We start from the raw sequence: 11,267 nt of genomic DNA, 5'->3' as shown, positions 1-11,267 counted from the left end.
GCGACGCAGGATGTCGCGAGTCTCGGAGGACGGCATGCGGCAGAAAGTGGCTACGATACAGGATGTTGCCCGGATATCGGGGGTCTCGACGGCGACGGTGAGCCGGACGCTGTCGCACCCGGATCGGGTGGCCGAGGCCACGCGCGAGGCCGTGCTGCGGGCGATCCGCGAGACCGGCTACGTCGCGAACCACATGGCGCGGAACCTGAGGCGTCGGCGCACGGGCAGCATCCTCGCGCTGGTGCCGAACCTCGCCAACCCCTTCTTCTCCGAGATCCTTTCGGGCCTCGCCTCGGTGCTGACGCCCTCCGGCTACGGGCTTCTGATCGCCGACACCCACACGGATCCGGCCGGGCGGTTCGCCTTCTATCTCGAGAGCGGGCTGGCCGATGGCATGGTCGTCTTCGACGGCAGCCTGCCGGAGGACGCTCTGGTGACGCGAACGCGCCCGCCCGTGCTTCTTGCCTGCGAGTGGATGGGAGAGGGGCTGCCCTCGGTCCGGGTGGACAACGCCGTCGGCGCCGAGATCGCGATCCGGCACCTGCACGAGATGGGCCATCGGCGCATCGGACATGTGACCGGACCGGGCGGCAATGTCCTGACCGAAAGCCGGCTGGAGGGCGTTCACCGCGCCGTTGCCGGTCTCGGGCTCGAACTCCGCCCCGAGTGGGTCTTCCGCGGCGACTTCGGCCTGGCCTCCGGTTCCTCGGCCGCAATGGCCTGGCTTGCGCTGAAGGAGAGGCCGACGGCCGTCTTCTGCGCCTCGGACGAGATGGCCTGCGGCTTCATGGGAGCGCTGCAGCACGCAGGGGTGCGCGTTCCGGCGGAGGTCTCGGTTATGGGCTTCGACGACATCGAGGTGGCGGGGCATCTCGTTCCGGCCCTCTCCACGATCCGCCAGCCGCGCCACCTGATCGGACGCAGGGCGGCCGAGCTTTTGTCGGCGATGATCGATGCCCGCGCGCTGAGCGGCCCCTCCGAGGTCTTGCCGGTGGAGCTTATCCGACGGCAGAGTGTCGCTCCACCCTACGGAGAAGGAGCAGGCGCATGACCCATCCCCCGATTCTCGGCACGCTGGAGTCCGCCCTTTACACGGATGATCTGGCGGCAGCAGAAGCCTTCTATGGGGGGCTGATCGGCCTGCCGGTTCTGACCCGCGCGGGTGACCGGCACATCTTCTTCCGGGTGGGCGAGGGGGTGCTGCTGGTCTTCAATCGCTGCGAGACGGTCAAGCCATCGAACAATACCGCGCTGCCGGTGCCGCCGCACGGAACAAGCGGGCAGGGCCACTACTGCTTCGCCGTGCCCCCCGAGACGCTCGACCTCTGGCGGCAGAGGATGGAAGGGGCGGGCGTGGAGATCGAAGCCGATTTCCACTGGCCGAATGGCGCCCGCTCGGTCTACGTCCGCGACCCGGCCGGCAATTCGATAGAGTTCGCTGATCCCGCCATCTGGGCGTGACCGTTCGCGAAGCGTGAATGGTCGGCCTCAGCGGCCGCGGCGGAGATAGACGTAATAGGCCCCGTCGCCGCCGTGCCTGAGATGCGCAACCGCAACCTGCAGCACCACCGCGCCAAGCGGTGGCATCCTCAGCCAGAGCGGCACCTGATGGCGCAGGACGCCCTGCCGCTGCGGGATCGGTCCGTGGTCGTCGGGCCGCCTGCTGCCCTTGCCGGTGATGACCAGAACCAGACGCAGTCCGTCGGCATGCGCGTTGAGCACGAAGCGGATCAGCTCGGGATGCGCCTCGGTGAGGGTCATGCCGTGCAGGTCGATCCGCGCCTCGGGCGAGAGCTTGCCACGCGACATCCGGGCAAAGCTCTTGGCGTCCATGCGCAGAGGCTGGGTGGCCAACTGGTCCCGCAGGGCGGGGAGGATGTCGTGGCCCGGCACGTGACGGGCCTTCTCGCCGACCCGGAAGTGCGGGATCGCGGGCGAATGCCCCTTCGCCTCGACCATGTGCTGCGCAGACTCCGCCTTCGGCGTATGGCTGCGGATGCGTTGCGGGTGCAGAGGCTGGGCCGACCGTGCGACGGCCTGCCAGAGCTCTTCCTCGTCGGGGCGGAGGGTGCGCCGCCGGGCCATCAGTTCTCGGGCAGCATGGCGAAGGCCCGGTCGATGGGCAGCAGCACCATCATCCGCCCGCCGTCCTTGACCTCGCCCGCGATCTCGCCAGCGCGGTCGCCGGTGCCGTAGAAGATGTCCGCGCGCTGCATCCCCTTGATCGCGCCGCCGGTGTCCTGCGCCACGAAGAGCCGCCGCAGAGGACGGTGACCGTCCTTCTCGACCCAGACGGGCGCGCCGAGCGGCGTATAGAGCGGATCGACCGCGATGCTGCGCAACGTGGTGATCGACCGGCCCATGGCGCCGATCGGCCCCTTGTCGGCGGCCAGTTGCGGCAGCTTCCGGAAGAAGACGTAGGACGGGTTCACCGCCAGCAGCGCCTGACCCTCGAGCGGGTTGCGCCTGACCCAGGCGCGGATGGTCCGCGCCGAGGCTTCTTCGAGGCGCAGGAGGCCCCGCCGCACCATCTCCCTGCCTACCGAGACGTAGGGATGGCCGTTCTTGCCCGCAAAACCCACGCGCAGAACGCGGCCGTCGGGCATGCGGATCCGCCCCGAGCCCTGGACCTGCAGGAAGAAGGCCTCGACCGGATCGTCGAGCCAGGCGATCTCGAGACCGCGCCCCGCCAGCAGGCCTGCGTCGATCTCGGCGCGGCTGCGCCACACAGCCCCGTCCTGCAACTCGGGCGGCCGGGCGTAGATCGGCCAGGCGAAGCGCGGGGTGCGCACGGGAGACCCCGGAAGTTCGGGCTCGTAGTAGCCGGTGAAGAGCGCCGGCGGGTCGCCGACCTGCACGGGCCGAAAGAACAGCTCGAAGAACTCGCGCGCGGCCTCGGGTCGCTCCGCCGTGTTGCGGGCCAGCCCGCAGAGCGGCCCCCATTCCGGATCCTTGAGCAGATCACAGGTCTGGCGGAAGACCGCGAGCGCTTCGACGTGGTCGTCCTCGGTCCACCCGTCCAGAGCCTCGAAGTCGAGGACCTGAGCAGACGCGCCACCGGACGCCGCCGTCACGGCACAGACCGCCAGCGCGCGAAGAAGGCCACGCATCACTCCCCGGTGGCGACGAGTTGCCAGTTCGGGTCGTTGGCACCCATGTGACGCTCGAAGGTCCAGACGTCGCGCTGGCGCTTGACCTCGCTGGGGCTGCCCTCGACCACCTGCCCGCTGCGGTCGCGGACGACCGAGGTCAGCTCGCCCACGAAGCGGACGGCAATCTGGCCGATGCGGGTGTCACGGTCGAACGACGCCTCGTGGATGTCGATCTCGCGCAGGCCAAGGAACGTCGCCTCGACGCTCAGCCCCTCGTCTTCTCGGGCGCGGACGGCATCCTCGAAGCTCTCGAAGACCTCCGGCGACAGGAAAGGCCGGATCTGCTCGAGTTCGCCCTTCTCGAAGGCCATCACGATCATCTCGTACGCCCCGCGGGCGCCGGTCAGGAATTCCGATACGGAAAACCCCGGCTCGGCCATCTTCATCCCGGCCAGCGCCTTGGCCGAGGGACTGCCGTCGGCGACGTGGTCGATGATGTCGCGGTCCGGCCCGCCCTCGATCACCTCGAAGTCGCGCCGTGCGCGTGGCCGCGGATCTTCCAGGGGAACCGGCGGCTTCTCGAAACCCTCGCGGGTGCCCAGAACGCTCTTGAGCTTGATGATCAGGAAGACGGCGATCCCGGCCAGCACCAGCAGTTGGATCAGGGACGAACTCATTTTTAACCTCGGTCGGGGGGCGTCGGGCCTGAAGTCCCGCGGCACATCGGGGTTGGTATGAACGGCTTTCCCTCCCTATGTAGGGGAGGGGCCGCGGCAAGTCCACCGCCGCACCCGCAAAGTCGCTCGACAGATGGAGGCTCTCATGTGGCCACTCGCGGCCTTTCTCGCCCTGCCGATCCTCGAGATCGCACTCTTCGTCACCATCGGCGGCGCGATCGGCCTTCTGGCGACCCTTCTCATCATCTTCGCGACGGCGGTTCTCGGCGTATCGCTTCTGCGGCGGCAGGGCGTTGAAATGCAGGCTGCGCTGCAGATGTCGCGGCGGATGGATCCGCTGGCGCTGGTGGCCGACGGAGCCGTCGTCTCGCTGGCTGCCGGGCTGCTGATCCTGCCCGGTTTCTTCACCGACACGCTGGGGCTTCTGCTTCTGATCCCTCCGGTTCGGCGGGCGGTCATCCGGCGTCTGGGCCGCAACGTGCAGGTGCGGACCACAGGCTGGCGCGCGCCCGAGCGACACGACGGCCCGATCGACGCGGAATATTACGAGGTGGACACTTCGCCTCGGGATCCGCTGGCTCCGCCGCGACATTCGCCGGGAAACTCCGGCTGGACGCGGCATTGAGGCGCAGCCCCCGACCTGATACACCCGCCGCAAATGGCCCGTGACCCAGGGAGTGACACGATGACCGATACCAACGGAGCGCCTGCCGAGGCCGCACCGCAGATCCGGATGCAGGTGCTTGCGCAATACGTGCGCGACATGTCGTTCGAGAACATGGTGGCCCAGAAGGGCCTGCAGGGCGGCGACGTCCAGCCCGACATTCAGGTGCAGGTCAGCCTCGATGCCCGCAAGCGCAGCGTCGAGAACCAGTACGAGGTGATCACCAAGTTCAAGGTGACGTCGAAGAACAAGTCGGGGTCGGCCGAAACGCTGTTTCTGCTGGAGCTCGACTACGGCGGTATCTTCCACGTCGAGAACGTGCCGGAAGAGCAGCTTCACCCGTTCCTGCTGATCGAGTGCCCGCGGCTGCTGTTCCCCTTCGTGCGCCGCATCATCTCGGATGTGACGCGGGATGGCGGCTTCCCGCCGCTGAACATCGACACGGTCGATTTCCTCGCGCTCTACCGGATGGAGCTTGCCCGCCGCGCCGAGGCGCAGAAGGCCGACCAGCCCGTCCAGTGAGGGTCAGGCCCGCTTGAGCCAGATCGCGCCGTCGCCCAGCTTCGCCACGAAGGCGGCATGGGCGGCGGCTTCCTCCTCGGTGATCCGCGGCGGCAGCGGGTGGGGCCGGGGACGCGGACGCCATTCGGCCTCGGGGCTGCCGGGGCGCAAACCCGCCACGGTGGCAAGACCGAAATCGGGCTGCCGTCCGCCGAGCAGTTCCAGATAGACCTCGGCCAGGATCTCGCTGTCGAGCAGCGCCCCGTGCTTCTCGCGCGCCGAGTTGTCGACACCGAACCGCCGACAGAGCGCGTCGAGAGTGGCGGGCGAACCGGGAAACTTCTGCCGCGCCAGCGCGAGCGTGTCGAGTGCACGGTCCAGCGGCAGCCGGGGCAGGTTGGCCCTCCCCAGCTCGAAATTCAGGAATTTCATGTCGAAGGCGGCGTTGTGGATCACCAGCCGCGCCTCGCCCACAAAGTCCAGGAAATCGCGGCCCACCGCCGCGAACACCGGCTTGTCGCGCAGGAACTCGTCGCCGAGGCCGTGAACCTCGAAGGCCTCCGTCGGCATCGGCCGCTCGGGGTTGATGTACTGGTGATAGGTGCGGCCGGTCGGCATGTGGTTGAGAAGCTCCACCGCGCCGATCTCGACGATCCTGTGACCGTCGGAGGGCTCGAAGCCGGTGGTCTCGGTGTCGAGGACGATCTCACGCATCTGCGGTCTCCCGGATGTAGGCGAGGAGCGCCCGGACAGAGGCTCGCGCGGCCTCGAGCCCCAGCGTCTCGATGATGTGGGTGGCGCGCGCGCGCTTTTCGCTGTCCGGCATCTGGCGGGCAAGGATCGCCTCGAACTGCGCTTCGGTCATCGTCCCGCGCAACAGGACGCGGGCCCGCTGCAGGGCGGGCGGAGCGGTGACGAGAAGGGTCGCGTCCATATCCGTCTCGTAAGCCTTCTCGAAGAGGAGCGGGATGTCGAGCAGCACGACATCGGCGGCGCTGCCGGCGAGGAAGGCGGCGCGATCCTCGGCAACGGCTGGATGGACCAGAGCCTCGAGCCGGGGCAGGGCCGCCGGATCGGCCGCGATCCAGTCACGGAGGATCGGCCGATGCACCGCGCCGTCGCGGATCGCCTCGGGGCAGAGGGCTGCCACGGGGGCGACGAGGGCGCCCCCGGATGAGTAGAGGCGGTGAACGGCAGCATCCGCATCCCAGACCGGCACGCCTTCTTCGGCGAAGAGGGCGGCAGTGGTCGACTTGCCCATGCCGATGGAGCCGGTGAGGCCGAGCCGGAACGGCCTCATGACGCGAGGACGGCCGCGCGCGTGTCCTCGTCCACCTCGGGACGGACGCCGAACCAGCGCTCGAAACCGGGCGCGGCCTGATGCAGCAGCATGCCAAGCCCGTCGACGACGCGGCATCCCGCGGCTTCGGCCTCGACCAGAAGCGTCGTCCTGAGAGGGGCATAGACGAGATCGGAGACCACGGCCTTCGGGCTCAGCGCGTCGAGCGGAACGCGGAAATCGGGCTTGCCCACCATGCCGAGCGACGTCGTGTTCACGACCGTCGCCGCATCCTCGAGGATGTTGCCTGCCTGCACCCAATCGTGCACCTGGACCTTCGCACCGAAGTCCGAGCGCAGCGCGTCGGCGCGTGCGCGGCTTCGGTTCGACAGTCGGATCTCGGGGACGCCCACCTCGATCAGGGCGGCGATCACGGCACGCGCCGCGCCGCCCGCACCCCAGACCACCGCCGGCCCGGACTGCGGCTGCCAGCCCGGAGCGTTCTGGCGCAGGTTTGCGATGAAGCCTGTCCCGTCGGTGTTGTCCGCGTGGATCTTGCCGTCTGCGCGAAAGATCAGCGTATTGGCCGCCCCGATCAGAGCCGCACGGTCGGTCACGATATCCGCCATGGCGAGCACCGTTTCCTTGTGCGGAATCGTCACGTTGCAGCCGACGAAGCCCATCCGGGGCAGCATGGCCAGAGCATCGCGCAGGTCGATCTGTGCGATGTCCATCGGGATGTAGTGGCCCTTCAGCCCGTAGCGCCTCAGCCAGTATCCGTGCAGGGCCGGCGAGCGGCTGTGGGCGATGGGCGATCCGATCACCCCCGCGAGCGGGATGCGCGTAGGTTGCGTCATGTCGGGATGAAGCCTCTTTGACCCAGATAATTCAAGAGCGGCAAGAGTGGCAGGCCGAGAACGGTGAAGTAGTCGCCCTCGACCGTCGAGAACAGCCTCACACCCTCGCCCTCCAGGTGGTAGCCGCCAACCGAATCGCGCACGGTCTGCCAGTTGCGAGCGATATAGTCTTCGAGCCAGTCGTCCGAAAACTCGCGCATGGTGAGACGCACTTCTTCCGCATGGCGCCAGACCGGCCGGTTTTCCTCATAGAGCACGACGGCCGAGATGAGCTTGTGGGTCCTGCCGCGCAACCGGAGCAGCTGTTCGTAAAGCGCCTGAGGGGTGGCGGCCTTGCCCCAGACCTCGCGGTCGAAGGCGAGGACCTGATCGCATCCGAGGACCAGCGCGTCGGGGTTCCGGTCGGCAAGCTTCTGCGCCTTCATTTCGGCGAGGGCATCCGCCACGTCGCGGGGCGAGGCGCCCTCGGCCTCGAGCGCGGCCCGCGCGCCCTCTTCGTCGATCCGGGGCGGGCTCGCCTCCAGTTCCAGTCCCGCGGCCCGAAGGAGCGCGAGCCGCGTTTCCGAGGCAGAGGCAAGAAGGAGGCGCATGGGGAGGAGGCTGTGGATAGTCTGCTTCTGTTCCTGACGGCGAATCCGGCACAAGCCGGGCTGTCGGTGACCTATGGCCGTCAAGATGCCATGTTATCGGGCAAAGAGCCACAGTTGTCCACTCGTGCACAAGCATTCGCAGCCGTGGTGGACGAAGCAGCTATCCAGAGGCTGGGGACGCAGGCGGTGGGCTTCATCCACAGGGAGGATGCGGCGCAAGTATCTGATGAAACGGGTTTTCCGTTTGGCGCCTGGAAGTCATCCACATCCATACACACCGTCGCCCCCAGCATCAGGGCTGTGGATGAACACCGGGAGAAGCTGGCAAATCCAGTTATCCCTGCGCCCTACTGCATCATTCCATTCTTTTCTTTCTTTTCTTATGAGGATGGCCGACCGCTTCGAGGAGATGACGATGGGCGCTTTCCTGGCCGACTACTATCTGTGGACGAAGTCGCTTCACGTGATTTCGGTGCTGGCCTGGATGGCGGGTCTGTTCTACCTGCCGCGTCTCTTCGTGTATCACGCCGAGGTGGTGAAGACGGGCACCGAGACGGATGCCCTCTTCCAGACGATGGAGCGCCGGTTGCTGCGCGCGATCATGAACCCCGCGATGATCGCGACCTGGTTCTTCGGGCTGGTTCTTGTTTTCACGCCGGGCGTCGTGGACTGGTCGCTGCTGTGGCCCTGGACGAAGGGTTTCTGCGTGATTGCGATGACCGTGTTCCACATGTGGCTCGCTGCGCGCCGCAAGGATTTCGCCGCCGGTAGAAACAGCCGCGCCGGGCGCACCTACCGGATGATGAACGAACTTCCGACCCTGCTGATGTTGGTCATTGTCTTCTCGGCGGTGGCCAAGTGGAACTACTGGGGCCTCTGAGCCGCAGGCCAAGAAGATTGACTCCGAGCGGCCCAAGGCCTATGTGCGGCGTTGCGGGGCCGTCCGGCCCATTGCATCTCCCGTCTCCGACCCGAATCCAACCGCCTCTCTGGCGGTGCCCATGATGAACGGCAGTGTCATGACAGAACGCCTCAATCTCGCGGACCTGAAAGCCAAGACCCCGGCCGATCTTTTGGCGATGGCCGAGGAGTGGGAGATCGAGAACGCGCCCTCGATGAGGAAGGGCGAGATGATGTTCTCGATCCTCAAGGAGCATGCGGAGGAGGGATACGAGGTCGGCGGTGACGGGGTGCTCGAGGTGCTTCAGGACGGCTTCGGCTTCCTGCGCTCGCCCGAAGCCAATTACCTGCCGGGCCCGGACGACATCTATGTCTCGCCCGAGATCCTGCGCCAGTTCTCGCTGCGCACGGGGGACACGGTGGAGGGCGTGATCGTCGCGCCGCGCGAGAACGAGCGTTACTTCAGTCTGACGCGGGTGACCCGGATCAACTTCGACGATCCGGAGAGGGCGCGGCACAAGGTCCATTTCGACAACCTGACGCCGCTCTATCCCGATGAGCGGCTGAAGATGGAAGTGGACGATCCGACGATGAAGGATCGGTCTGCGCGGATCATCGATCTCGTGGCGCCGATCGGGAAGGGTCAGCGAGGGCTCATCGTGGCGCCCCCGCGCACCGGCAAGACCGTGCTGCTGCAGAACATCGCGCATTCGATCGCGACCAACCATCCGGAGTGCTACCTGATCGTCCTGCTCATCGACGAGCGACCCGAAGAGGTCACGGACATGCAGCGGTCGGTCAATGGCGAGGTGGTATCCTCGACCTTCGACGAGCCGGCAACGCGGCACGTGGCGGTGGCAGAGATGGTGATCGAGAAGGCAAAGCGCCTTGTCGAACACAAGCGCGACGTCGTCATCCTGCTCGATTCGATCACGAGGCTCGGCCGGGCGTTCAATACCGTGGTGCCATCCTCCGGCAAGGTTCTGACCGGCGGTGTCGATGCGAACGCCCTGCAGAGACCGAAAAGGTTTTTCGGTGCTGCGCGGAACATCGAGGAGGGTGGATCCCTGACGATCATCGCGACGGCCCTGATCGACACGGGCAGCCGGATGGACGAGGTGATCTTCGAGGAGTTCAAGGGCACCGGTAACTCCGAGATCGTTCTCGACCGGAAGGTTGCGGACAAGCGGGTGTTCCCGGCCATGGATATCCTCAAGTCGGGCACCCGGAAGGAGGATCTGCTGGTGGACAAGTCGGACCTCCAGAAGACCTATGTGCTGCGCCGGATCCTGAACCCGATGGGCACGACCGATGCCATCGAGTTCCTGATCTCGAAGCTGCGGCAGACGAAGAGCAATGCCGAGTTCTTCGACTCGATGAATACCTGAGCCATCCGACCTGCGGGAAGCCGAATGGACACGATCTACGCCTTGGCCAGCGCTCGCGGCAAGGCCGGGGTGGCGATCGTGCGTATCTCCGGCCCTCAGGCGCATGCAGCAGTGGCCGCCTTTGGCGTTGCGCTGCCGCCCGTCCGACAGGCAGCGCTCCGGAAGCTGAAGTGGAAGGGCGAGGTGCTTGATGAGGCGCTGATCCTGCTGTTTGCAGAGGCGGCGAGCTTCACGGGGGAGACCTCTGCCGAGCTTCACCTTCATGGCAGTGCTGCCGCGATCACGGCCGTTCTGCGGGCGTTGTCGGAGCAGTCGGGCCTTCGCCTCGCGGAAGCCGGCGAGTTCACACGGCGGGCGCTGGAGAACGGCAAGTTGGATCTCGCCCAGGTCGAGGGTCTGGCGGATCTGATTGACGCCGAGACCGAAGCACAGCGGCGCCAGGCGCTGAAGGTTCTTTCCGGCGCCATTGGTCAGAAGACCGAGCGCTGGCGATCCGACCTGATCCGGTCAGCGGCGCTGTTAGAGGCAACCATCGACTTCGCCGACGAGGACGTTCCGGTGGACGTGTTCCCGGAAGTTCTGGACTTGCTGAACGGTCTGATTGCAGACCTGAGACAAGAGGCTGCGGGAGCACGGGTTGCGGAACGTATTCGCGACGGCTTTGAAGTGGCGATCGTGGGTGCGCCGAATGCGGGTAAGTCCACGCTGCTGAATGCACTGGCGCGGCGCGAGGCAGCCATCACATCGGAGATTGCGGGGACCACCCGTGATGTCATCGAAGTCCGCATGGATCTGGAGGGTCTGCCCGTCACCCTCCTGGACACGGCTGGGCTGCGTGAAACCTCGGACCCTATCGAGACCCTTGGCATAGATCGGGCCGTGGCGAGAGCGGAAGCCGCCGACCTGCGCATCTTTCTGCTGGATGACAGCGGTCCGCTCTCCGGTGTTGCGGTTAAGCCTGACGATCTCGTAGTGCAGGGAAAGGCAGACCTGAGGCGCACGGACGGGTTTGCGGTTTCTGGTGTGACCGGCCAAGGACTTGAGGATCTGATCGCTCAGCTGACCGAACGTCTGCAGGCCCGTAGCGCCGGTGCCGGAAACTTGACGCGGGAACGGCACAGGCTTGCGATCGAGCGCGCTATCGGGGCTATGGAATCGGTGCAAGGTGCGATATTGGAAGGCGCACAGCAGACGGAACTGATGGCGGAAGATCTGAGGCGGGCGATCCGCGCGCTCGACTCCCTCGTGGGTAGGGTGGACGTGGAAGCACTGCTTGGCGAGATCTTCTCCAGCTTCTGTATCGGAAAGTGAGGATGTTT

Annotated in this window: 14 protein-coding genes; 7 read left to right on the top strand and 7 right to left on the bottom strand. The window is 66.5% G+C overall.

Features of this window, described 5'->3' with window-relative positions; all coding sequences use genetic code 11:
- Window positions 1-34 precede the first annotated feature (34 nt).
- A complete protein-coding gene (locus ACTVZP_RS05220) occupies window positions 35-1,051 on the top strand; it encodes a LacI family DNA-binding transcriptional regulator (RefSeq protein ID WP_443211044.1) in 1,017 nt (338 codons plus the stop codon).
- Entirely contained in the window at window positions 1,048-1,461 is a 414-nt protein-coding gene (locus ACTVZP_RS05215; protein ID WP_443211042.1) for a VOC family protein, read from the top strand. Before ACTVZP_RS05220 ends, ACTVZP_RS05215 begins: the two co-directional genes overlap by 4 nt.
- A gap of 27 nt (window positions 1,462-1,488) precedes the next feature.
- Here ACTVZP_RS05215 and ACTVZP_RS05210 read toward each other — a convergent pair whose 3' ends face one another.
- Genes ACTVZP_RS05210 through ACTVZP_RS05200 form a run of 3 tightly spaced genes read right to left on the bottom strand, consistent with a single transcriptional unit; the run spans window position 1,489 to window position 3,769 of the window.
- The gene (locus ACTVZP_RS05210; RefSeq protein ID WP_443211041.1) at window positions 1,489-2,085 is read right to left on the bottom strand and encodes a Smr/MutS family protein; all 597 of its coding nucleotides are present in this window, start codon (window positions 2,083-2,085) and stop codon (window positions 1,489-1,491) included.
- Window positions 2,085-3,110 (bottom strand): murein transglycosylase A, encoded by a 1,026-nt coding sequence (gene mltA, locus ACTVZP_RS05205; protein ID WP_443211040.1) that lies wholly within the window; start codon window positions 3,108-3,110, stop codon window positions 2,085-2,087. Before mltA ends, ACTVZP_RS05210 begins: the two co-directional genes overlap by 1 nt.
- On the bottom strand, window positions 3,110-3,769 hold the full coding sequence (locus tag ACTVZP_RS05200) for a Tim44/TimA family putative adaptor protein (RefSeq protein ID WP_443211039.1): 660 nt from the start codon (window positions 3,767-3,769) through the stop codon (window positions 3,110-3,112). The genes mltA and ACTVZP_RS05200 overlap by 1 nt, the downstream gene beginning before the upstream one ends.
- A gap of 145 nt (window positions 3,770-3,914) precedes the next feature.
- Here ACTVZP_RS05200 and ACTVZP_RS05195 point away from each other — a divergent pair, with 145 nt between their 5' ends.
- On the top strand, window positions 3,915-4,394 hold the full coding sequence (locus ACTVZP_RS05195) for an FxsA family protein (RefSeq protein WP_443211038.1): 480 nt from the start codon (window positions 3,915-3,917) through the stop codon (window positions 4,392-4,394).
- 60 nt (window positions 4,395-4,454) lie between these two features.
- The gene (gene secB, locus ACTVZP_RS05190; RefSeq protein WP_443211037.1) at window positions 4,455-4,955 is read left to right on the top strand and encodes a protein-export chaperone SecB; all 501 of its coding nucleotides are present in this window, start codon (window positions 4,455-4,457) and stop codon (window positions 4,953-4,955) included.
- A 3-nt stretch (window positions 4,956-4,958) separates the two neighbouring features.
- Here the strand turns inward: secB and dnaQ are convergent, their stop codons facing one another.
- From dnaQ to ACTVZP_RS05170, 4 genes are read right to left on the bottom strand one after another with little or no spacing between them, the layout of a single operon-like run.
- Window positions 4,959-5,648 carry a DNA polymerase III subunit epsilon gene (gene dnaQ / locus ACTVZP_RS05185; protein ID WP_443211036.1) on the bottom strand — a complete coding sequence of 230 codons (690 nt, stop codon included), beginning with the start codon at window positions 5,646-5,648 and terminating at the stop codon, window positions 4,959-4,961.
- Window positions 5,641-6,234, bottom strand: a complete 594-nt coding sequence (gene coaE / locus ACTVZP_RS05180) for a dephospho-CoA kinase (protein ID WP_443211035.1) — start codon at window positions 6,232-6,234, stop codon at window positions 5,641-5,643. The genes dnaQ and coaE overlap by 8 nt, the downstream gene beginning before the upstream one ends.
- Window positions 6,231-7,070, bottom strand: a complete 840-nt coding sequence (locus ACTVZP_RS05175) for a shikimate dehydrogenase (protein WP_443211034.1) — start codon at window positions 7,068-7,070, stop codon at window positions 6,231-6,233. The genes coaE and ACTVZP_RS05175 overlap by 4 nt, the downstream gene beginning before the upstream one ends.
- The gene (locus ACTVZP_RS05170) at window positions 7,067-7,660 is read right to left on the bottom strand and encodes a Maf family protein (protein WP_443211033.1); all 594 of its coding nucleotides are present in this window, start codon (window positions 7,658-7,660) and stop codon (window positions 7,067-7,069) included. The genes ACTVZP_RS05175 and ACTVZP_RS05170 overlap by 4 nt, the downstream gene beginning before the upstream one ends.
- A gap of 382 nt (window positions 7,661-8,042) precedes the next feature.
- Here ACTVZP_RS05170 and hemJ point away from each other — a divergent pair, with 382 nt between their 5' ends.
- The 3 genes from hemJ (at window position 8,043) to mnmE (ending at window position 11,259) form a co-directional block, all read left to right on the top strand.
- The gene (hemJ, locus tag ACTVZP_RS05165; RefSeq protein WP_443211032.1) at window positions 8,043-8,540 is read left to right on the top strand and encodes a protoporphyrinogen oxidase HemJ; all 498 of its coding nucleotides are present in this window, start codon (window positions 8,043-8,045) and stop codon (window positions 8,538-8,540) included.
- 139 nt (window positions 8,541-8,679) lie between these two features.
- A complete protein-coding gene (rho, locus tag ACTVZP_RS05160) occupies window positions 8,680-9,948 on the top strand; it encodes a transcription termination factor Rho (protein WP_443211031.1) in 1,269 nt (422 codons plus the stop codon).
- Between the two features lie 24 nt (window positions 9,949-9,972).
- Complete coding sequence (mnmE, locus tag ACTVZP_RS05155; protein WP_443211030.1) at window positions 9,973-11,259, top strand: tRNA uridine-5-carboxymethylaminomethyl(34) synthesis GTPase MnmE; 1,287 nt, start codon at window positions 9,973-9,975, stop codon at window positions 11,257-11,259.
- Window positions 11,260-11,267: the final 8 nt, after the last annotated feature.

Origin of the sequence: Rhodobacter sp. NSM, from assembly GCF_052244495.1 — a bacterium.
Classification (GTDB): Bacteria; Pseudomonadota; Alphaproteobacteria; order Rhodobacterales; family Rhodobacteraceae; genus Cereibacter_A.
The sequence above is the reverse complement of the archived record's forward strand: the minus strand, read 5'-3'. Positions and strand labels throughout refer to the sequence as shown.